This is a genomic window from Lysobacter sp. 22409, from assembly GCF_052045105.1.
GTDB classification, from domain to species: Bacteria; Pseudomonadota; Gammaproteobacteria; order Xanthomonadales; family Xanthomonadaceae; genus Lysobacter; species Lysobacter antibioticus_B.
In genome coordinates, this window is the sequence record NZ_JBQEOE010000034.1 from 46279 (window position 1) to 67801 (window position 21523).

At 66.6% G+C, this 21523-nt stretch carries 19 protein-coding genes; 8 read left to right on the plus strand and 11 right to left on the minus strand.

Annotated features, from left to right (window positions below; genetic code table 11):
* Positions 1-50: 50 nt before the first annotated feature.
* Entirely contained in the window at positions 51-1103 is a 1053-nt protein-coding gene (locus ACTJJK_RS16820) for an ATP-dependent DNA ligase (RefSeq protein ID WP_051885319.1), read from the plus strand.
* A gap of 111 nt (positions 1104-1214) precedes the next feature.
* Here the strand turns inward: ACTJJK_RS16820 and ACTJJK_RS16825 are convergent, their stop codons facing one another.
* Entirely contained in the window at positions 1215-1658 is a 444-nt protein-coding gene (locus ACTJJK_RS16825; RefSeq protein WP_440730758.1) for a helix-turn-helix domain-containing protein, read from the minus strand.
* 272 nt (positions 1659-1930) lie between these two features.
* On the opposite strand from ACTJJK_RS16825, the gene ACTJJK_RS16830 reads away from it, so the two are divergent.
* Both ACTJJK_RS16830 and ACTJJK_RS16835 read left to right on the plus strand, forming a co-directional pair.
* Complete coding sequence (locus tag ACTJJK_RS16830; protein WP_031373609.1) at positions 1931-2338, plus strand: GNAT family N-acetyltransferase; 408 nt, start codon at positions 1931-1933, stop codon at positions 2336-2338.
* Positions 2339-2433: 95 nt separating this feature from the next.
* A complete protein-coding gene (locus ACTJJK_RS16835; protein WP_440730759.1) occupies positions 2434-3075 on the plus strand; it encodes a Vat family streptogramin A O-acetyltransferase in 642 nt (213 codons plus the stop codon).
* A gap of 10 nt (positions 3076-3085) precedes the next feature.
* On the opposite strand, the gene ACTJJK_RS16840 is transcribed toward ACTJJK_RS16835, so the two are convergent.
* From ACTJJK_RS16840 to ACTJJK_RS16850, 3 genes are all read right to left on the minus strand, one after another.
* Complete coding sequence (locus tag ACTJJK_RS16840; RefSeq protein WP_440730760.1) at positions 3086-3451, minus strand: hypothetical protein; 366 nt, start codon at positions 3449-3451, stop codon at positions 3086-3088.
* Positions 3452-3525: 74 nt separating this feature from the next.
* Positions 3526-4758, minus strand: coding sequence for a chromate efflux transporter (gene chrA, locus ACTJJK_RS16845; protein ID WP_440730761.1), 1233 nt, complete (start codon positions 4756-4758; stop codon positions 3526-3528).
* A gap of 200 nt (positions 4759-4958) precedes the next feature.
* Complete coding sequence (locus ACTJJK_RS16850; protein ID WP_440730762.1) at positions 4959-5900, minus strand: hypothetical protein; 942 nt, start codon at positions 5898-5900, stop codon at positions 4959-4961.
* Positions 5901-6365: 465 nt separating this feature from the next.
* Between ACTJJK_RS16850 and ACTJJK_RS16855 the strand changes: the two genes are divergently transcribed.
* Together ACTJJK_RS16855 and ACTJJK_RS16860 are read left to right on the plus strand one after the other, a co-directional pair.
* Positions 6366-9254 carry a LysM peptidoglycan-binding domain-containing protein gene (locus ACTJJK_RS16855; RefSeq protein WP_440730763.1) on the plus strand — a complete coding sequence of 963 codons (2889 nt, stop codon included), beginning with the start codon at positions 6366-6368 and terminating at the stop codon, positions 9252-9254.
* Positions 9255-9394: 140 nt separating this feature from the next.
* The gene (locus ACTJJK_RS16860; RefSeq protein ID WP_440730764.1) at positions 9395-9709 is read left to right on the plus strand and encodes a hypothetical protein; all 315 of its coding nucleotides are present in this window, start codon (positions 9395-9397) and stop codon (positions 9707-9709) included.
* 45 nt (positions 9710-9754) lie between these two features.
* On the opposite strand, the gene ACTJJK_RS16865 is transcribed toward ACTJJK_RS16860, so the two are convergent.
* Positions 9755-10396, minus strand: coding sequence for a Pr6Pr family membrane protein (locus tag ACTJJK_RS16865; RefSeq protein ID WP_440730765.1), 642 nt, complete (start codon positions 10394-10396; stop codon positions 9755-9757).
* 88 nt (positions 10397-10484) lie between these two features.
* On the opposite strand from ACTJJK_RS16865, the gene ACTJJK_RS16870 reads away from it, so the two are divergent.
* Complete coding sequence (locus tag ACTJJK_RS16870) at positions 10485-10814, plus strand: DUF1330 domain-containing protein (RefSeq protein WP_031373601.1); 330 nt, start codon at positions 10485-10487, stop codon at positions 10812-10814.
* A gap of 98 nt (positions 10815-10912) precedes the next feature.
* On the opposite strand, the gene ACTJJK_RS16875 is transcribed toward ACTJJK_RS16870, so the two are convergent.
* The 5 genes from ACTJJK_RS16875 to ACTJJK_RS16895 form a co-directional block, all read right to left on the minus strand.
* Entirely contained in the window at positions 10913-11311 is a 399-nt protein-coding gene (locus ACTJJK_RS16875) for a hypothetical protein (protein WP_440730766.1), read from the minus strand.
* 37 nt (positions 11312-11348) lie between these two features.
* Positions 11349-12332: an MBL fold metallo-hydrolase gene (locus ACTJJK_RS16880; RefSeq protein WP_440730767.1), complete on the minus strand. Its 984-nt coding sequence runs from the start codon at positions 12330-12332 to the stop codon at positions 11349-11351.
* Between the two features lie 433 nt (positions 12333-12765).
* On the minus strand, positions 12766-14301 hold the full coding sequence (locus ACTJJK_RS16885; protein WP_440730768.1) for an aldehyde dehydrogenase family protein: 1536 nt from the start codon (positions 14299-14301) through the stop codon (positions 12766-12768).
* Between the two features lie 148 nt (positions 14302-14449).
* Positions 14450-14893, minus strand: coding sequence for a MarR family winged helix-turn-helix transcriptional regulator (locus ACTJJK_RS16890; RefSeq protein WP_440730769.1), 444 nt, complete (start codon positions 14891-14893; stop codon positions 14450-14452).
* Between the two features lie 503 nt (positions 14894-15396).
* The gene (locus ACTJJK_RS16895; protein ID WP_051885314.1) at positions 15397-15609 is read right to left on the minus strand and encodes a hypothetical protein; all 213 of its coding nucleotides are present in this window, start codon (positions 15607-15609) and stop codon (positions 15397-15399) included.
* Between ACTJJK_RS16895 and ACTJJK_RS16900 the strand changes: the two genes are divergently transcribed.
* The gene (locus ACTJJK_RS16900) at positions 15584-17029 is read left to right on the plus strand and encodes a galactose oxidase-like domain-containing protein (protein WP_223619088.1); all 1446 of its coding nucleotides are present in this window, start codon (positions 15584-15586) and stop codon (positions 17027-17029) included. The two genes, ACTJJK_RS16895 and ACTJJK_RS16900, sit on opposite strands and share 26 nt — an antisense overlap.
* Positions 17030-17134: 105 nt before the next feature.
* On the opposite strand, the gene ACTJJK_RS16905 is transcribed toward ACTJJK_RS16900, so the two are convergent.
* Positions 17135-18964, minus strand: coding sequence for a diguanylate cyclase domain-containing protein (locus tag ACTJJK_RS16905; protein WP_440730770.1), 1830 nt, complete (start codon positions 18962-18964; stop codon positions 17135-17137).
* Positions 18965-19955: 991 nt separating this feature from the next.
* On the opposite strand from ACTJJK_RS16905, the gene ACTJJK_RS16910 reads away from it, so the two are divergent.
* Positions 19956-21523 (plus strand): hypothetical protein (locus ACTJJK_RS16910; RefSeq protein ID WP_440730771.1); only part of this gene is annotated, 1568 nt, incomplete at its 3' end.

Below are 21523 nucleotides of genomic sequence, written 5' to 3' on the forward strand. Positions count from 1 at the left end.
TTTCCACCCATAGAGGGATCGCCGCGGAACCGAAGCGGGACCCGCGCCCGATGGCGCCCGCGATCATCGATATTTCCGGCCGGATCGAACCGGTCGCGGACATCGCGCGCAGCAGGATCGATTGGGCCGGGCTGGCCAGTCTGTTGCTCGGTGCGAAGCCGGCCGAGTGGCCCGTCGAAGCCTTCGAGCCGCAACGGGCGGTAGCCGGGCCGTCGCCGCCGAACGACGGCAAGTGGCTGCACGAACTGGAATGGCACGGGCAGCGCATGCTGGCGGTGATCGCCGATGGCCGCGCGCGCCTGTGGTCGGGCGATGGCGCGGAATGGACCGAGCGCGTTCCGGCCATCGTCGAGGCGCTGGAGCGGCTGGGGCTGCAATCGGCGGCCTTCGACGGCGAGCTGATCGTCGGCGCCGGCGCCGAAGCCGACTACGCCGCGCTGCAGGCGGTGTTGTCGGGAGACCGCTGCGAGCCCTTGACCTATATGTTGTTCGATCTGTTGCAAATTGACGGCATTGGCATCGAGCGCGCGCCCCTGGTCGATCGCAAGGCCGTGCTCGAGCATCTGCTGCGACAGGCGCCGCGGGAATTGGCCTATAGCAGCCACATCCTCGGCAACGGCGACATCGCGCGCGCGGTGAGCGTCAATCAATGCTTCGACGGGCTGATTTCCAAACGCGCCTTCGCGTCCTACATGCGCGGATGCAGCCCGGACTGGCGCAAGACGCGCTTGCTTCAGTCCAGCCAGTTCGCCGTGGTCGGCTACACCCCGCCCGGCGTGCGCCATGCGGACCGGGGCTTCGGATCGCTGTTGCTCGCACAACCTAAAGGCAAGGCAGCCTGGCATTACGCCGGCCAGGCGCGCGGGGATTTCAACAGCGCGCTGATCGCCGAGCTCGGATCGCGGCTGAAAGGCGGGACGATCAAACCGACGGTCACGGTGAGTCCGGACGTCAGAGAAATACCCGGCGCGCTGTGGTTCAAGCCGCGCTTCGTGGTCGAGATCGACAGCCATGGCTTCGATGCCTCGGGCCTGCTGCGACATGGCCTGCTGCGCCTGGTTTGCCCCAACCGATCGGTGGCGAGCCTCAGGTCGGGCAAATAGGCCGTGTCGTCGCAGGAGGGGGCGGGCGATCGCGCCGATGCTCGCCGTCGGTGACGTTCGTCAACGACGGCGGCAGCGGGGGCTGCCTCGCATCCATCCCCCCGAACTTCGTCAGCCGGCTTCGAGCAGCTTCTGCGCCTGGCGTTTGCCGATGCCGCGCAAGGCCGCGATCTGCTGGAGCAGGGCCTGGCGCGGACGCGCTTTTTCCTGTTCCCAGTTATAGACCGACTGGCCGCTGGCGCCGATCAGCTTGCCGAACTCTTCCGCCGACACGCCCAACTTCTTGCGCAGCGTGCGCAGACCGGCCGCGGAGAAGCGGTGGCGGCCTTCGCTTTCGGCTTGCGGCTTGGCCGCGACGGCTTTGTTGCCGGACTTGCTGAGCGCCTTGCTTAGCGCTGCGACCTCACGCTTGAGACTGTCGCGTTCGCGCTTGAGCGAGGCGATGTCCTGGCGCTGGGCGACGACCTGCTTCTTCAGCGGGTCGACGAGGCGGCGGCATTCCTTGCGCGAGATACGAGCGATTTCGTCTTTGAGGATCGAAGCGAGATTTGGCATATCGGTTCCGGGAGTGGCTGGGGCAAGAGTACCGAACGGGGGCGATAACGCCAAATACCGGAAAATCCTTGCGTCTTGGCGTCGCCGGGCGGTCGATTCGTGATTTTTGCGCGAACTGGCGCATCGGCCGGGCCGCCTTTCGATATGCGGCGATAGCATGGGCGCCCGCGCATATCGCAACCGGCAAGCATTCGCCGTGAGATCGCCGTTGGACTTGCGATGCCGGCCGCGAGTCGCGCGCGCTGCGCCATTCACTCATTGTCGAGAGCCCGATGACCGTCTATACCGCGATCCACGAAACCCCCTCCGTCGAGGTGTATCGCATGCTCCGCGTCGATTCCGGCCTGAGCGCGAAGAGCGAAACCGCCGCCGTGCGCGGCCTGGCCAATACCTTGTTCGCGGTGCAGATTCTCGGCGACGGGGCGCCGATCGGCATGGGCCGGGTGATCGGCGACGACGGTTGTTTCTATCAGGTCGTCGATATCGCGGTGTTGCCGGGCCATCAGGGCCGGGGCCTGGGCAAGCGGATCATGCAGGACATCTCCGCTTATTTGCGCGACCATGCGCCGGAAACCGCCTACGTCAGTTTGATCGCCGACGGCGAGGCGCGTCATCTGTACGCGCAATACGGTTTCGAGCTCACCGCGCCGGCGTCGGTCGGCATGGCCTTCGAGCGCTGATCTCGTCCGGCTCGCCATCGCCCGATGCGCAATGGCCCGGCGCGATCACCCGGCGTGCATTGGCGCGGTATCCAACGATCGACCAGGAGTTCATCTTGCAAGGTCCCAGTCCCGAACAGACTCATCCGATGGATGGGTTTCCGCAGGTGTGTTTCATCAAGAACACCATAAAGAATCCGAACATCGTCGTCGGCGATTACACCTATTACGACGATCCGGACGACTCGGAGAACTTCGAGCGCAACGTTCTCTACCACTTTCCGTTCATCGGCGACAAACTGATCATCGGCAAGTTCTGCGCCATCGCGTGCGGCGTCAAGTTCATCATGAACGGCGCCAACCATAAGCTTTCGGGCATATCGACCTATCCCTTCCAGATCTTCGGCAACGGTTGGGAACGCGTGATGCCCGAAGCCGGCGAACTGCCGTACAAGGGCGATACCGTGGTCGGCCACGATGTCTGGATCGGCTTCGAAGCCTTGATCATGCCCGGCGTCAGGATCGGCAACGGCGCGATCGTGTCGTCGCGCTCGGTCGTGGTCGCCGACGTTCCGGCCTATACCATCGTCGGTGGAAATCCGGCCAAGCCGATCCGGCAGCGCTTCGCGCCCGACGAGATCGCCGCCCTGGAGTCGCTGGCCTGGTGGGACTGGCCGGTCGAGAAGATCACCCGGCATCTTCAGTGCATCGTCGCCGGCGATATCGAGGCCTTGCGCCGTTGCGCGAGCGAGGTTTGAACGCAGCCCGCTAAAGAGGCGAGCCCGGCAACGGCAGGCACTCCATGACCTCGACCGAGTCGCCGGGGAATATTGTGAAGTGCGGATGCCGTTCGAACAGGCTCGCCGCCGCTTCGTGCGACTCGGCTTCGATGACGGTGTAGGCGGTCAACCGATTGCTGCTGTCGGAAACGCCGTGGGCGTCGATGCGCTTGGTCTTGCCGAGCGGCGTGCCCGGGTCGACGATGCTGCTCCGATGCGCGCCGACCCATGCGCCCCAGGCGTGCATGCCCGCTTGTTCGAGTTGCTTGCGGCGGGCTTCGTCGGGCGTCTTGCTCCATTCGGAGCGCTCGAAGGCTTCCGCCGAGCCCAGGTAGACGGCCAGGAACTTCTTCATTGCGCACTCCATCGAGGCTGGAAGACCGGTCAGCTTCGCGCCGACGACATCGTGCCGCCAGTACCACCGCTCGCTCAGGCCGGGGAGCCAATCCACAGCGACCCCGCCACCGCCGCGCCGACGCACCAGGCCAGCACCCACAAGGCGGACAGGCGCAGTCGCCACACCAGCACCCAGCCGACCGCGACGATCGCGGCGTCGGCCAGTCCGCTCACGCCTTCGCGCCAGACCGGGTCGTACAAGGCGGCGGCGAGCAGGCCGACCACCGCGGCGTTGATGCCGGCGACGGTCCGCGCCGCCCAGGGGCGGCTTACCAATGCGGCCCAGGCCGGCAGGGCGGCGACCAGCAGCAGGAACCCGGGCAGGAAAATGCATATCAGTGCGACGCCGGCGCTCAACCACGACGGCAGGCCGAGGTCGAGGCTGGCGCCCAGGTAGGCCGCCAGGGTGAACATCGGCCCGGGCATCGCTTGTGCAGCGCCGTACCCGGCCAGGAACGTATCCGCGCCGATCCAGCCGCTGACCACGAGTTCGTCCTTGAGCAGCGGCAGCACGACGTGGCCGCCGCCGAACACGAAGCAGCCGGCGCGATAGAAGGCGCCGGCCAATCCGCGCAGCGACGGCGCGCTGCCTGAGGGAATCAGCGAGCATGCCAGCGTCACCAGGAACACCACGAAGCAGGCGCCGGCGAGACGCCGCCCGTAGCGCAGTGGCGGCGTCGCGGCCGCGTCGAAGGCGGCGGGCCGGCATAGCCAGGCACCGAGCATGCCGCCGCCGAGAATGGCCACGAACTGCCACCATGCGCCATCGGCGAGCAGCACCAAGGCACAGGCGCCAGCGGCGATCGCCAGGCGCTGCAGATCGGGCGTCAGCGACCGCGCCATGCCGACGAGCCCGTGCGACACCACCACCACCGCGACCAACTTCAAGCCGTGGACCACGGCGCTGCCCACGGGGCCGTGCAGGAATTGCGGTGCATACAGGGCGAAGCCGAACATCAGCAGCGCCGAGGGCAGGGTGAAGGCCAGGAACGCCGCCAGGGCGCCGCGCCAGCCGGCGCGCAGCAGCCCGATCGCGAAGCCCATCTGGCTGCTGGCCGGGCCTGGCAGGAACTGGCAGATCGACAGCAAGCGGGCGAAGGACGCATCGTCGAGCCAGCCGCGACGGCGTACGAACTCTTCGCGGAAATAGCCCAGGTGGGCGATGGGGCCACCGAACGAGGTCAGCCCGAGGCGCAGGAAAACCCGAAACACTTCTCTCGCATTGCCGGGGCCGTCGGCGCGGGCGTGGACGTCTGCTGCGGACAAGCGGCTTCCTCGGTTCGGTGGCGTAATGCCGGTCCATTCTAGGCGCGCGACCGGGGCGCCGGACGCTTGCATCGCAGGCACGACTCGATCGCGGGAGCCGGTTCACGCGCGCTCATGAACCGGCTCCGGCGCCCGATCGCAGAGCCGCGTCGAGCGCATCGACGCCGGCATCGGTATCGGCCTGGACCGCCGCGCGCCGATCAGCGGCGGTAATGAATCACCCCGTTGAGGCTCTGCGGCGCATCCGCGCTGCAGCGCTGCTCGAAAATCGCATACAGCCCGGTCACCTTGCCGGCCGCGTCGAAATCGATCGATTTGATCTGCAGCGAACCGGACACGCTGGGGCAGTAGCCGCCGTTGGAGCTGCCGTTGGGCTCGCCGTCGACGCCGACGCTCGCGTGGCTCGCATCGGCGAACTCCGCCAGCGAGTACGTGCCCACCTGCAGCGTCCGTCCCGAAGGCGGCTTGATGCCTACCGACCAGGTGTCGCGCCGGCCGGCGACTTCGAAATGCACGCCGCTCGTGCTGCCGCTCAACGCGAAGAAGCTGGTGTCGCCATAGAAGCCCTTGTTGGAATAGGTATCCGGGGCGACCAGGCCGTTCAACACGAACGACAGCGGCTCGACGCCATGACGAATGGTGCCGACCACGGCCGGGCTGTCGGGCCCGTTGAAGTGCTGGCTGTAGGCGATTTCCGCGCCGGTGATGGCGCCGCCGGCGTCGCGCTGGATCTGCCGCAGGGCGTACCAGCCCCAACTTTCGTCGCCGTCGTGGCCGGGATCGTCGCCGCAGTCGTAGCCCGTCCATCCGGACACGACGAGCCCCGGTGTACGGCCGAACAAAAAGCCGGGGCATTGCGCTTCGTAGTAACGTCCGGGAATCAGGGTCTGCCCCGCGGGCGGCACGATCAACACGCTCGTCGAGGGCGGGCGGCCATCGCGGCCCTGCACGCTGATCGTCAGGTACTCGCCGGCCTGATGCAGCGAAAAATCGGCGGTCGCGGCGGTGTAGGTATGCCGCTGCCCGGTGTTCGGGTCGACATAGGTCAACAACGAATCGGCCGCGGCCGGGCCCGCGCACATCATCGACGCGGCAAAGCCTGCGCACAGCAAGCACTTGGAAGAAACGGTGAGTGTGGACATGAGCCTGTCTCCGCAATCCTGCGCATCCCCTGCAACCGCCTCTCTAGTCCCGGCAAGGTTATGCGAGGGTCATCGCCTGTAAACCTGCCGCGTTTTCAGCGGCATTGCGTCGCAATCGCGCGTTGCGGCCGCGGACCGGCAGCGTTTTGTGATTGACGGCTGCGCTGCGTCCTCGCGTCGGTCGCAACATGATCGGTTCGGCCGCCACAAAACGCCGAATCGACGGCGAGCCCAGGCATCGGCGGCGCGTCGGCCGCGTCCGGCCGGGAAACTCGAAAGCAATACGACGATCGTTTGTCCGTGATGCCGTGCACGGACGCGAGATCGCGCACAAACATGCACATGCGAAAACATAGCGAACACATGTCAATGCGATGACAGTGCATATCCGTACTCGCCCTAGCTAGGCGAGACGACGATCGGTTGATCTAATTCCGCGATCTCTCATCGCAGGCGTTCGACTCCATGGGCATCCCGAGCATCGATGGCGTTCCCTACCACCTGCAGTACCCGCAGGCTCCCGCGCAGGCCGTGGTGCCGCCGCCGCAGCCGCAGGAGGAGTACCACCAGGTCGAGGCCGGCGACACCCTGGAGTCGATCGCGCAGAAATACAGCACGCCGGAAGCGCCGGTCACCGCCCAGCAGATCGCCGAGCGCAACCAGATCGACAACGGTCCGATCGATCCCGGCAAGGACCTGATCGTGCCGACGATCAAGCAGCACGCCGCGCCCAAGGCCGATCCGAACCCGTCGCCCGAGCAGGCCAAGAGCGACGAGGCGATGAAGAAATACCTCAACGCCGAGGACAACCTAGCCGCCTTCGACAGCGGCTATACCCGCCAGCACAACGACCCGGACTACCAGCCGATCCGTTCCGGCTACGCCAGCCTCAGCACGACCGCGCGCGAGGAACTGCAAAAGAGCATCGCTGCCGAGATCAAGGCCGATTTCGACGCAAGCGCCAACGGCGGCGTCCTCGACGCCAAGGCGATCCAGCAGTACGGCGCCGAAGTCGTCAAACGCTACGACAACGACCCGGCCGGTAAGGCCGCGGCCGAAGCGGCGGTCAAGGAGGTCGGCATCCAGCACGAGGTCGACAGTACGCTCAAGGCGGTGGGGGCCGCACCGGACGCGAAGGGCGCGGTCGATACGCTCAGCCGCGAGTTGCCGAAGCTGTCGCCCGAGGCGCAGACGCGCCTGCTGTCCAGCGACGGCTTCGACAAACTCGTCGAGCAGAAGATCGGGCCGGCATTCACCGATTCGCTGAAGGGCGAACCGTGGAAGGACTCGCGCAGCGGCCCGGCCTCCAAGCCGGCCGAAAGCCTGCAGAAACTCGAGAAGCTGATCGAAGGCGCCGAACCGCGCATCGCCGGCGCATTGGCCGAGCACGGCGTCGATGCCTTGAAGGACTTCCTCGGCCGCGCCGAGAACGACGGTTACAGCATCCGCCTCGGCATCGACGGCACCCGCTCGCTGGTCCACATCGCCGGCCAGGTCGGCGGCACCTCCGAAGGCGATATCGCGATCCAGGGCATGACCGATCTGCCTCTGGACGGCTCGCAGATCCATCTGGGCGTGTCCGAAGGCGCGCGTCCGAACCTGTCGATCGCGATGGCGCAGGCGCACGGTGGCCCGCAGTCGGTCGACGCGGCGATCATGGGCGTGCAGATGTACGCCGGCAGCGTCAACGGCAATGTCGACAAGCTCGCCAAGCACACCGACGAACTGAGCTGGTTGATCAACAACCACGGCGGCTCGATGACGCCGGACCAGCTCAACCAGGCGATCAAGGACTACACCAGCGGCGCCGGATCGAACTGGGCGAAGACCGCGGAAGAATTGCAGAACAAGGTCGCCGACCAGGGCAAGACCCTGCTCGACCAGATCGACAGCCTGAGCAATGCGCCGGCCGACCAGCAGGACAAGACCAAGAAAGCCATCGAGGGCATTCTCGGCGACACCAAGTCTGCCTACGCGATCAGCCTGGCCCTGAAGCAGCACCCGGACTACATCGATTCCCTGGCCGGCAAGCGCCTGATGCAGAACCTGGCCTACACCGGCAAGTTCGGCGAGCAGGGCATCAAGCTCGGCAAGGAAATCGCCAACGCCTATATCCGCAACGACGTGCTCTCGGCCGCGCACAACTACGATCCGCGCAACCCGGCCAGCATCCAGCAGGCCGAGCAGTCGATCGATAAGCTCAAGAACCCTGCGCTGATCAAGTTGCTCGGCCTGGACGTCGAAGGCGGCAAGTACCAGAGCTACGTCAAGCTGGTCGACGAGTTGAAGAAGAGTCTGCCGGCGGCCGGCGACGGCACCGAGCAGATCATCGCCAAACTCAAGACCCACGCCGAAGCGATGAACAACGTCGATCGCCGCTTCACCGCCGAATCGAGCCGGCCGGTGTTCGAGAAGAACCAGCCGGCCGGCCAACTGCTGCGCATGGTCGGCCTGGGCTTCGCGACCATGGGCTTCATGAATTCGGCGAGCAAGGCCAACGACGGCCAGTTCAGCCTGACCAACAAGAACGATCTCAAGGCGATCGTCGACGCCGCCAACCTGGGCCAGAAGGGCACCGAGCTCGCGGTCGGCCTGGGCATGGTCACCGAGGACTCGACCCTGGGCCGTTTCGGCGCCGGCAACAAGCTCGACGGCGTGAGCATCGATCCGGGCCGCTGGACCCGCGCCGATCGCGTGTTCGGTTATCTGTCCGCCGGCTTCGATTACTGGAATGCGGTCGAGGCGCATCAGAAGGGCGACGACGTTCGCGCCGGCATGTACCTGACCGCCGGCGTCGGCGGCACCATGGCGGCGCTGTCCGGCACCACCTTCGCCTCCGCGCTCGGCGCCGGCAGTTGGCTCGGCCCGGTCGGCATCGGCCTGGTCGTGGTCGCCACCGCCGGCCTGACCATGAAGGACCGCATCGAGCACTCCAACGCGCACATGAACGAGGCCTCGGCGAAGTTCCTCGAGCATGCGAAGTTCAATCCGCAGGTCTCGCAGGCCCTGGTCGACCAGAGCGGCGAAGGCTGGAGCCCGGTGACGCTGTTGGCGCGGTATGCCGAGGCCAAGGGTTACAAGCTCGACGAGCCCGGCGCGCGCGACCAGTTCGTCGCCTGGGTCAACGCCATGCCGACCGACAAACTGGAGCGCTTGCGCACCGAGCTGCACCAGGCCTTGGACAAGTTCGACGGCGACGTGTCCAAGCTCGGCAGCGACACCACCGTGGTTCGCCCCGAAGCCTATATCGCCACCCGCGGCGGAGCGGCGAAGGTCGACGGCATCGTCGGCACGGTCGGCCACATCGACGCGGTGGTGCGCGACTTCGGCATTGCCCAACTGCCGACGCCCTGAGCACCGCCGGTCCGTCGCGATGNATCGCGAGCCCTGACATGACGTAGCATCCGCGCCCGGCGATCGATTCGTCCGGGCTGCGGCGCACTCACTCCCTGCCTGGATCAGCGGCCACGATTATGGCGACACGCGCAGAACTGTTGCAGCACCTGTGGCTGGAAGTCATCGACACGAACATGGACGAGGCGGTGCCGCAGCGCATCGCCGCCCATTACGAAAAGCGGCCAGACGAACCGTTCGCCGATACCGGAGCGGCGATCGGGCGTCTGCTCGCACTCGGCGCCACGCCGCGCGACCTGTGTCTGCTGATGCGCGGAACCGCCTACGAGACGGTGTTCGCGACCCTCTACGCCCTTGGCGACCCCGGCGTGGACGGCGACGACGTCTTCAACCTGCACGAGGAATTGCTCACCGCCGATCCGAGCGGCATGGAAGGGCGGCCCGGCTCGGTTTGAGCGACCAGCCGCTGTTCTCTACAGGGAAGAAGGGTGGAGCGAGGGCTATCGCCCACGCCAACGCGCCAGGCCTACGATCGCGCCGCCGACGAGCACGAAGCCGAGCAGCAGCCACAGCGAGTTGATCAGGACCTTGGTATAGCCGAGGGCGGCGACGTCGATGAAGTGATAGGGATAGGCGCCGAGCAATTCGCCGCGCACCAGCGCATAGAGCAGATACGCCATCGGATAGGCGCACCAGATCAGCGCCGAGCGCAGTGTCGGCACGCGGGCGGGAGGAAACGCGATCCAGTGCCCCAGCACCATCAGCGGCGTCGCGTAATGCAGGCTGATGTCGGCGACCCATTGCCAGCCTTCGGGCGCCCAGACGTTGCGCAGCAGGAAGTGATAAGCGAGACCGACCATGACGATGGCGGTGGTGGCGCAGCCCCGCAGCTGCCCGGTGCCGAGCCAGCGGTCCGGTCGGGCAGGGCCGAGCACGAAAGGCAGCGAAAACACCAGGGCGACGAAGCCGTTGGTCAGCACGGTGAAATAACCCAGGAAAGCGACCAGGCCGTCGAAGGCCGACTTGCCGTTATGCTGGGCCAGCCGTAGCGACAGCCACAGCTGCAGCAGCACGCCGAACCAGGCCAGCGCCGCCACCGCGGCCGATGCGCGGCGCGCGCGCGGGTCGTTGCGAGTCTCCACAGCGTTTCCTCGCGCCGCTCGCGGCGCATCCGAGTACACCCGTGATCGCTGGGCCAGCGTCGCTCATCCAACCCTTACAGGACGCACCATGCCAGCTTACGCCGTCGCCCATCTCCGCGAAGTCTCGTTCAATCCCGCCATCGTCGAATACCTGCAGCGCATCGACGCCACCCTGGAACCGTTCGGTGGCCGCTTCCTCGTGCACGGTGCGCAGCCGGACGTGGTCGAGGGGGCGTTTCCGGGGCACCTGATCCTGATCGGCTTCGCCGACATGGCCAAGGCCAAGGCCTGGTATTACTCGCCGGCCTATCAGGCCATCTTGCCGTTGCGCAGCGACAACTCGGTCGGCGACGTCATCCTGGTCGACGGAACCGACGAGCAGCATCGTGCGACCGACATCCTGGCGGCGGCCGGCTAGAAGCTGGATCCGCGGTAGGTGCCGGCTCACCGCCGGGCCGGCGCATGTTCGCCGATTCAATCGAGCCCACTCAATCGAGCCCATTCAATCGAGCCGGCTTAATCGAGTTTGTAGAGTTCGTCGCTGCGGCGCCTGACCACATCCTGCAGCCCGGCCAGCAGGGCGTCGTTGTCGGCGGTGGATTTCTCGGCTTCGATCAACAGGATTCTGACTTCGTGCCGAGAGCGTCGGTTCGCACGAGAATTGGTTTCGAAGTCCAGGGCCGCGATCAAGGTGGTGATGACGGCGGCGCCTGCCGCGGCGATCGAGGCGACATCGCCGGGATGCTCGAAGCCGAGAATCTGGATCTTGCCGACGATGGCGGCGAAAGAACTCAGCAAGGCCGCCATCACCAGCAGCGCGCGGTATCCGACCTTCCAGCACCAGGCCGAGCGACGATAGCTGTGCTCGTGGGCGAGCAGGGTGGATCGGGTTTCTGCCGACACGTTTTCACTCATGGCATTCCTCGACGATGCGGTTGGCCTTGGCCGGCGGTTATCGGGTGGTTGCTTGTGCCTGCTTCCGCCGTCGCCGCAGCGCACGTCGCCCGGCGTAGATCGACAGGGCGAGCAGCGCCAGGACAGCGACTGCTATCGCCAGCAGGTTGTGGATGGGGTTGGACAGGATGAAAGTCGGGTGCCGTGCGTAGAAGCCGTTGAAGCCGTCGAGTGCGGCCGGCAGGGCGAGCAGATCGTGCCGGCTCAGTTGCAGCGGACGTTCGCGCGGATGGTGCTGGGCGCCGCTGGGATAGGCCCGGCCGTCGAGGCCGAGTTCGATGTGCCCGCCGAGGATGTGAGTCGCGGGACGGGCCTTCAGGAACTCCGCGGCCCGCACCGCGCTGTCTCGATACGCGTCGACATCGTCGATCAGCAGGCGGCCGGGCAATAGGAAATCGCCGGAGAAGAACAGGCCGGTGCGCCCATCGTAGAAACTCATGTGGCCCGGGTGATGGCCCGGGGTCGCGACCACTTCGACGCTGCGGCCGCCGAGGTCGATGCGGGCGACGCCGTTCGGCCAATCGTCGAGACCGAGAAAAGTCCGCGCCTCGGGCAACTCCGTCGGCGCGATCCGGACCGAGGGCAACGAAGCGAACTGCGCATCGCCGGCGCGATGGTCGGCATGGCCGTGGGTGTGCACGATCAGCAACGGCAGTTTTGCGCCGTTCTTGGCCGGCAGTAGATCGAGCACGGTCTTGGCCAGCGGCATCCGTTGCGGATCGGCCACCGCGCCGGTGTCGATCAGCAAGGCGCGGTCGCTGCCGATCAACAAATAAACAAAGTTCGCTTCGAAGTCGGCGCAGGGGCTTTGACGCAGGATCAAGGTCTGCGGCTCGTAGGCGTGCACTTGCAGGGGCGATTGCGGTGTCGCCGCGCAATCCGGCGCGCCGGCGTTCCAGTGCACCTCCAGCGAGTCGGGTACCGGCGCGCCCCAGGCTTGCCCGGCCGTCGTCATCAGTGCCACTGCGAGCAATGTCTTCACGGTGCGCCTCCGGTAGATCCGGCCCGATGTCCGGCTTGGGCCGGTGAGCGGGCTCGATCGTCGAGGAAGGTGTCGTTACCCGCCACTCGCCGCGCGCGTGGCCGCTCCAGGCCCCCTGTCGAAAACGGAGAATCGGCCGTACAAAGGACAGGCTGTGGCGCCGGGCTTCGCCCGCGAACGCCGAGCGCGTACTTTCGATGGGCGGCTGTACTCCGACTACAGGCCCTCCGGGCAGACCTCGTTCGGCGGCATGTTCTGTTCCCGCTACATCAAGGACGAGTGCGGCCGGGTCGCTTCGAAAGCAGAATTCCGAGCCGTACACGGGCAACACGAACGCTTCGTGCAGGAAACCTGTCTGTGCCGGCAATTCGTGCGCCGCGTGCCGGGCACCGGCTATCGCGGATGAACCGCGTGGGTTCATCCGCGCCGGGCCTCAATAGCCCAGGCGCACCGCCTTGATCTCGGTGAACGCCGACAGCCCGATGTGGCCGTTTTCGCGGCCATAGCCGGATTGCTTGACGCCGCCGAACGGCAGGGTGGCTTCGCCGCCGCCGCCGTTGACGATGACCTGGCCGGTTTCGAGTAGGCCGATCAGGCCGTGCACGGTGCCCAGGTCGCGCGCCCACAGTTTCGCCGACAGGCCGTAGCGCGAATCGTTGGCGAGCGCGGCGACGGCGGCGAGCGGGGCGTCGTCGGCGAACGGGGTCACCACGATCGCGGGTGCGAAGATCTCCTCCCGCGCGATCCGCATATCGGCGCTGGCCTCGGTCAACAAGGTCGGCTCGAAGAAATAGCCCGGGCCCGGCCGCGCGCGGCCGCCGCGCAGTGCCCGTGCGCCGGCGGCGAGGCTGTGCTGGATGATGGCCTCGGCGCGCTGTCGTTGCCGCTGCGAAATCATCGGCCCCATATCGGTCGTCTCGTCGTAGCCGGCGCCGATGCGCAGCCGGTCCATCGCCGCGTGCATCCGTTCGAGCAAGGCGCCGTGGATCGAATGCTGGACGAAGACGCGCGATCCCGCCGCGCAATACTGGCCGCTTTTGAAAGCGATCTCGGCGACGATGGCTTGCGCCGCCTTGTCCACGTCGGCATCGGCGAAGACCACCACCGGGGACTTTCCGCCGAGTTCGAGCACGACCCGCTTCAGGTTGCTGCGCGCGGCCGCGGCCATGATCGATCGGCCGACCTCGGTGGAGCCGGTGAAGCTGATCAGGTTGACGTCGGGATGCTCGGCCAGCGCCTGCCCCGCACTCGCGCCCTCGCCGGTGACGATGTTGACGACGCCATCGGGGATACCGACTTGGCGGCAGAGTTCGCCGATGCGCAGCGCCGACAGCGGCGCCAGTTCGGCCGGCTTGATCACCGTCGTGCAGCCGGCGGCAAGGGCGGCGGCGAGCTTCTGCAGCACCATCAGGAAGGGCGCGTTCCAGGGCGTGACGATGGCGGCGACGCCGATCGGCTCGCGCAGGAAGTAGTCCATGCCGGCTTGGTCGGCCGAGCGCATCGGCACTTCGCCGGCGATCTTCGTCGCCCAGCCGGCGTAGTCGCGCAAGGAGCGCAGGCCCAGCGGCAGGTCGCCTTTGCGGATCGAGGCCAGGCTGTGGCCGGCGTCGAGCGATTCCAGCAGGGCGAATTCCTCTTGCCGGGCTTCGATGGCGTCGGCCAGGGCGAACAGCAGGGCGGCGCGCTTCGATGCGGGCAGGCGCGGCCAGGGACCCTCGCGAAACGCGCGCCGGGCCGCGGCGACCGCCAGGTCGATGTCGTGGCCGTCGCCGGCAGCGATGACGGCGATGCGGTTTTCGCTGGCCGGATCGTCGACTTCGAGCGTGCGGCCCGATACGCTGGCACGCCAGGTGCCGTCGATCAGCACGGCCGGAGGCTGTTGCGACAGCGTGCGGCGCAGCGCATCGAGCGCTTCGCCGGAGTGCGCGGGCGCCGGTGCGCCGGCGGTTTCGTTCGCAGCCTGGGTCATGTCGGGGACTCCCGTAGGGCTAAGCCGCGCCCGCGCGATGCCGCGCCGGCACAGAGTTGATATTGTCAACTATCCCGTTGCAAGTTGATAAAGTCAACTTATTAACGGTCAGCCCCGGTCAGCCCCGGTCAGCCCCGGTCAGCCCCGGTCAGCCCGGGTCGGACGTCGGGCCGTGCGACATGCGCCGCAGCAGGCCTTCGAGCTGTTTGCGTTCGGTCTGGTTGAGGTCATGCAGCAGGTCCTTCGCCACCACCGTACGCAGGGCTTCGGCCTCGGCATGCGTTTCGGCGCCGCTCGCCGTCAGGCACAGGCGCTGGCGCTTCTCGCCGGCTTCGTTGTCGATCCGCTCGACGTGGCCGCGCTCCAGCAGAGTCTTGATGATCCGCGCGATCTGGGCCTTGTCGCGTCCGCTCTCGCGGACGATGTCGTTCTGGGTGCAGCCGCGATGGCGTGCGACGAAGCGCAGGGTGCGCGCTTCCATCGCCGCCAGGCCGAGCTCGGCTTCGCGCAGCGAACGCTGCATGCGCGCGGTGGCCTGATGCATGATCGTGTTGACGAGATTGAGTATCTCGATGTCGCGGCTGGCCGGCATGGGCGTTCCATCGTGGACGACCGAAGGATTGTCGGGATGCGGAGATGACAATGTCAACTTAACGGGGCGGGGGTTTCCGCTCCGACCGCACGAACCGAGGTCTCGCCGCGCATGCAAGGTCGTTGCGGCGAACGATGCGCTTGACTTGCGCACCGCGATGGCGATGGCCCTGCGATCGATGCAGGCCGTTGAGCGAATTACATGAATCTTTGGAATGTGTTTTGAAGCACGTTACTTGGATCGCCTTGCCTCGACGGCCTCGGTCCGAATCGGCGAAAGCGCGTGCAAGCGCGATCAGCCTTGAGCTTCGGCGAACTCGTCATCGTTTGTGTGCCATCACCCAGCGATGGCTCGACGACAGCGCTCGCGAAGATGATTCATTGAGTTAACGAAAACCGCGGTGACAGCCCAGGCGTTCCGTGATTGAACTGGTAGCGGTGCGGCAAACACAGGGGGTGCAGCGCCACGTTCTTTCATGGATGCAATTAAGGAGTTGGTATGGATCAACACAAGAGGCTGCCCCTGATCGTCGGATTGGCCGCGTCGTGCGCAGCATTGGCGGCTACCGTCATTCCCGGGACGAACAGCCCCGCGTCAACGCAGAAAGCGACACCGGCCGCGGCGCCGGCAAACGCCGCCAAGTCGCCCAGCGCGACGTCAGCGGCCGCGGCCGCGACACCGACGGCGGCGATGGCGCCCTCGCCGTCGGCTTCCATCCCCGAGGTCGGCGACCCGGTCAAGGGCAATTACTCGCCGGTCATGAAGTGGCCCTTGATCGGCATCCATGCCGTGCTGACGCCGGACGGGCGGGTGCTGTCCTATGGCACCGACCGCAACGGCATCCAGACCGGCAAGTTCGTCTACGACATCTGGGACCCCTTGCTGGGCACCGGCTCGCTGTCGCACAACACCCTGCCGAACCGGACCAGTGTCGATGTCTTCTGCGGCGCCCAGCTGATCGTGCCCGGCACCGGCAACATCCAGCTGTTCGGCGGCGACATCACCAGTGCCGGCGGGCAGAGCACCAACAATCCGAACGCAGACACCACGCTCTATCGATCTCTCGACGACAGCCTGAGCAAGACCGGCGCTATGCATCGCAAGCGTTGGTATGCGACCGCGACCGCGCTGGCCAATGGCGAGATCTACGTGCAGGGCGGCGCAGGCGGCAAGGACCTGCCCGAGGTGCGCCAGCGCAACGGCACCTATCGTCTGTTGACCGGGGCGAACACCAGCGGCGTATTCGAGTACTACCCGCGCAACTTCCTTGCCCCCGACGGCCAGGTGTTCGGTTTCAACAACCAGGTCATGTATCGCATCAAGACCGCCGGCGCCGGTGCCTTCCAGCGCGTCGGCACCTTCCCGGGTCCTAACATCGGCTGGACCTCCTCGGCGGTGATGATCGCGCCGAGCAAGATCCTGCAGGTCGGCGGCGGCAATCTGCAGGCGGCCTCCAGCCAAGCGCACGTCATCGACATTGCCACGACCGTGCCGAACGTCGAGCAGGTCGCATCGATGACCTATCCGCGCCACTGGCACAACGCCACCGTGCTGGCCGATGGCCGGGTGCTGGTGTCCGGCGGCAGCCAGGTCGCGAATAAGGCCGTCAACGTCGCCTACACCAGCGAGATCTACGATCCCGCGCAGAAGCGTTGGACCCAGGCGGCGAAGGCGCAGCGGATGCGGCTCTATCATTCGACCGCGTTGCTGTTGCCCGACGCGACGGTGCTGACCATGGCCGGCGGCGCGGCGGGGTCGGCGCCGGTCAATAATCTCGACGCGGAGATTTATTACCCGCCGTACTTGTTCCTGCCGAGCGGCAAGCGCGCGCCCAGGCCGGTCATCACCTCGGCACCGCTCAACGTCCAGGCCGGGGCGACGATTTCGATCGGCACGCCCAACGCCGGCAGCATCAAGCGCGTCGCCCTGGTCAAGACCGGTTCGGTCACCCACTCCTTCGACATGGACCAGCGTTACGTGGAACTGCCGTTCACCGTGGCCGACCATACGTTGACGGCGGTGTTACCGCAGAACAAGGCGCATACACCGCCGGGTTCGTACCTGTTGTTCGTGATCAACAGCCTGGGCACGCCGTCGCAGGCCGACATCCTGAGGATCAGTCCACCGCCGGTCTGATGCCGTAGTAAGCGCTGTCGTCAGCGTCGCCGCNNCGACGCTGATCCGTGGCGAGCCTGCCCGGTATAGAGCCTGGCCTGTGTATCGCACGGGCCGCGTCGACGCTCAGGCGAAACCGTTCTCGACGCTGCCCGGCGGCGGCGCGGTTACCGATTCGATGTGGAAGGTATTGCGCTCGCGCTTGGCGTGGTACAGCGCGGCATCGGCGACCGACATGAAGGTCGCCGCATCGGTCGGCACGTGGGTGTAGGCGATGCCGATGCTGGTGGTGACCCGGATCGTGGTGCCGTCGACGACGACGTCCTGGTTCATGGTCTTGATCAGTTTGCGCGCGACCGCCTCGGCCGCTTGCGGTACGGCCGCATCCTCGATCAGCACCACGAACTCGTCGCCGCCCAGGCGCGCGGCCAGGTCGCTGTTGCGCACGCAGTGCAACAGACGATGGGCGAATATGCGCAGGATCTCGTCGCCGGCGGCATGGCCGTAGCTGTCGTTGATGCGCTTGAAGTGGTCGATGTCGAGGTACATCAGCGAGGTCGGCGTACCGTGCCGTTGCAGGCGCGCCAACGCGAGCGCCATGCGTTCGTCGAACTGACGCCGGTTCGCCAGCCCGGTCAGGGTGTCGACCAGGGCCAGGCGCCGCAATTCGAGACGATTCGCTTCCAGGGCCTGCTCGGCGATGACTCTGCGAGTGACGTCGCGGCCGGCGTAGATCAGGTCGAAGCCGTCGCCGTCGGAGGAAGGTATGGTGCGAGTGACCGCCTCGATCCAGACGTAATGGCCTTCCTTGTGGCGGACCCGGTAGATCGAGGTCACCGGCTGGTGCGAGGCGATGACGTTGGCGATGATCTGGGTCTGCCGTTGCAGGTCGTCGGGATGGATCAGGCTGGTGCGGGTGCCGAGCATTTCGGCCGGGGTCCAGCCCAGGATGTCCTGGGCCGAAGGCGATACGTAGATGCGCTCGCCGTCGACGCGCATGCGCACGATCACGTCGTGCGAATAATCCGTCAGCAAGCGATAGCGGTGCTCGCTCTCGCGCAGCCCGGCTACGAGTCGCTTGCGTTCGGCCATCGCCAGCGCCACCGGGATGGTCATCAGGCAACCACCGGCGATATAGAGCTGCAACAGTGCGACACGTCCGGCGGTACCGAAGCCGTCGACCAGCCACAACGGCCCATAGCCGAGCGCCGTCGCCGTGCTGCCGATCAGGGTCAGCAGGATCACTCCCACCGCGACGCCGGCGAAGCGGTGCCGGAACGCGCCCAGCAGCAACACCGGGTAGGCCATGAACAGGATCGGATAGCGCGACAGGAAGATCGCCAGGCTGATGACGGCGAGCAACAGCATGGTGAGGACGAACGACCAGCGCCGTCCGGGCGCGGCGATCAGGCCTTTACCCTCGCGATGCACGACCAGGGTCGAGGTGGCGAAGATCACCATGCCGACCACGTGCGCGGCGAACCAGGTGACGAAGTCGATGACGAACGAGGTCGAGTGCAGAGCGGCGATGATCGACGCGGCGATCAGCCCGGAGGTCGCGCAGGCCACCAGGGTGCTCGTGGTGGCGATGCCGCCCAGGCTGATCCAGCGTTTCGGGTCGCCGACGTTCGGCACGAAACGCCGGACCACACCGGCGACGATCAGCACTTCCACCACATTGGTCGCCGAGATCGGCGCGGCCTGGGCGACGGTTTCCACGGTCGCCAGCCGCGCCGCGAACTCGACGGCGAAGGCCAGGACGATATAACCCGGCCAGTGGGCGGTGGCGCGCGACAACAACCAGCCGACCAGGATGCCGTTGCTGATCCAGACGGCGGCGAGTTCGCCGGGGCCGCGAGAGAGCGTCAGCGAGGCCCAGGCCGAGGTTCCGATCAGCAGCGCCATCAGCGCGTAGTCCGTCCAGGCGCGCTTGGGCATTGCGGGTGCGTCTCTCACACTCCCTCCTGCACAAGGCGGCCGGCTCTAGAGTGCGCCTGCGCTTTGCCTGTTTGTCGTGACGTCCTTCGCTGCATGCGCCGTCGCCATCCTGGTCCGGAGGCTAGGACGGCGGGTGTAAAGAAGGGGTGACCATACGGCCGCGGGCGTGCGCGTGACACGGGTCACAGGCGTTTCGGCGCGGTTGCGCACGCGGCTCGATTGCCGGCCGTGCGCGTCGAGAGCGAAGTCGCGATGGCGATACCGCGATCGCGGCATGGCTCGGATTCGTCGGCGGCCCAAGCAGTCGTCTCCCCACAGTGTCGACATTCCTATACGACTACGACAGTTGGGTTCGACAGCGGTCATCCGCTTGGCCTTCGTTCCGCGGTTCCCGCGAACCACGCGGCCCATGGCGGCAGTACGAATCGGTGGTCGTCGATAAGCGAAGGCCGGCGAGCGACGCGCATCGGGAGGTTTGCGGATGCAGCGACGACAGATCGAAGACCGGTCCGGGTCCGCAAGGGGGCCTCGGGCCGGCCGAGCTGGCTCGCCGGGAGGCAGCTCGCGGCGACTAATGTGCTTTGGCCGTGAGGGTCAGAAACTGCCGCATTCCGCACGCTACCCAAGAGGCCTCCGCAGGACGGGCCCGGCCCAGGACGCGGTAACCCCGGCACATCTGCTTGATAGCGGAGGTTGGCACGATTTTTGTGACATGTATCACTAAATTACGGCGATAAGCGGTTCGCGGGCTCCGTCCGTGCGGCTGGCGACCAAGTGGAACACTCAGATGAAGAAGCGATGCTGGAAGGGGCTGCGAACCTGGGCCGCCCTCGGGGGGTTAATGTGCTTCATGGCGGATCGGATCTACCCGGCGAATCGGCCGCTGGCTCGATCGGGCCGCCGCATGCTTGAAAGGCCCACAATGCTGTCGGCCTGCGCGCCTGGGCCGAACCTGGCCATCCACGCCGCTTCATCGTCGCTGTCGTCGATCAACTGTGGGGACCCGAGCATGTTCAAGACAGAACGTTCGCCGCAGACGACGCTGCCGATCCGCCGCCGGTCTTCCGCCCTGCTGCTGGCGTCGCTGCTGTCGGTGTTGCCCGCGGGCTCGGTGTTCGCTCAGCAGGGGATCGGCATCGGCAACGTGGTCACGGATGCTGGGCTGGTGGGGTCGCCTCATCCGAATACCGCGAATCGGGACTGCGCTGCGAACAAGGTAGTGGTCGGCGGCCGCCATACCGACCGCGCGATAGGGCCGGCCAACTCCGCCGACGGCATGACCGTCGACTACGATCTGCGCTGCGCGTCCATCGCGACCGACGGAGTGAGCGTCACGGTAACGAACGATGCGGCGTTTACCGACTTTCCCAGCTACGATCAACGAAACACGGAGCTTGAAAATACCTGCGCCGCTAATCAGGTCGTAGGACGAGGCGGCGGCTACGACCGTAACTATCTGGGAGCCGGTGTCTGGCCGAGCTCGGTCCGGCACATCTGCTATGCCTTGGTCTTGGATGCGAACGACTGGGTCAAACGCTCCGGGACGAGTTCGTCGACGCAGGATATCGGCATCAACGAGGCCTATGCCGTGCATACGCTTCGCAGCCCGTTCTGCGCCGACACTATCGATACCGTAAAAGTCGGCTACCTTGGACGCCTGGGAGGCGAGGGCATCGACGGTATCCAGCAACGCTGCGGCCAGTTCGTACAAGCGCGCTTCTCCGCCGCACTCAACTTCACCGACTTCTCCTGGTCGACCACCCTGGGCGCAGGCGGCTGGACCGCGCAGCTGACCCACACCAGCGGCAACATGGCCGTGCGCGATCCGCGCGCGGCCGGCGTCAACAACGTCACCCAGTTCGAGGGCGCCAACGAGCTGTACGTGATTCCCGGCGCGGGCTACTCGGCTACGCCGATCGCGCCGGCCGGCATCGCCGCCAACACCTATGTCGTGACGACCGCCTGCACCAACCAGACCCGCACCGACGAGCAGGACCTCGCCTGCCCGCTGGTGGTCAACGGTCTGCCCGACATCGCGGTGACGCTTACGACCCCCGCGCCGGCCTACAGCAACTACGGCCAGTTGCAGAACATCGTCCTGACCGCCACCAACCTCGGCCCCGGCGCCACCGACGGCAACGACGGCTTCACCGTGGTCGCGACCCTGCCCGCCGGTTGGACCGCCGGCACCTTGCCGGCCAACTGCACCGCCAATGGCGCCAACACCATCGTCACCTGTGCGCTCAACCCGACCCCGCTCGCGGCCGCGGCATCGCCCGGCGCCAACGGCGGCACGGTCAGCTTCACCATTCCGGTCACGGTCAACTCGCCGACGCTCAGCGGCACCTACACCGCGAATGCCGCGCTCGGCCGCAGCGTGCCGGACGGCGACGGCGATACCACCAACAACGACTACAACACCGCCAATGACACCGCCAGCGGCCCGCTGGTGTTCCAGAAGCAGCCGATTCTGCGCCTGCGCAAGGCGCTGCCGCTGGGCCGTTTCGTCGCCGCCGATCAATTCGCGCTGAGCATCGCCGGCACCGGCGGCCCGGCCACGGCGACGACCACCGGCAC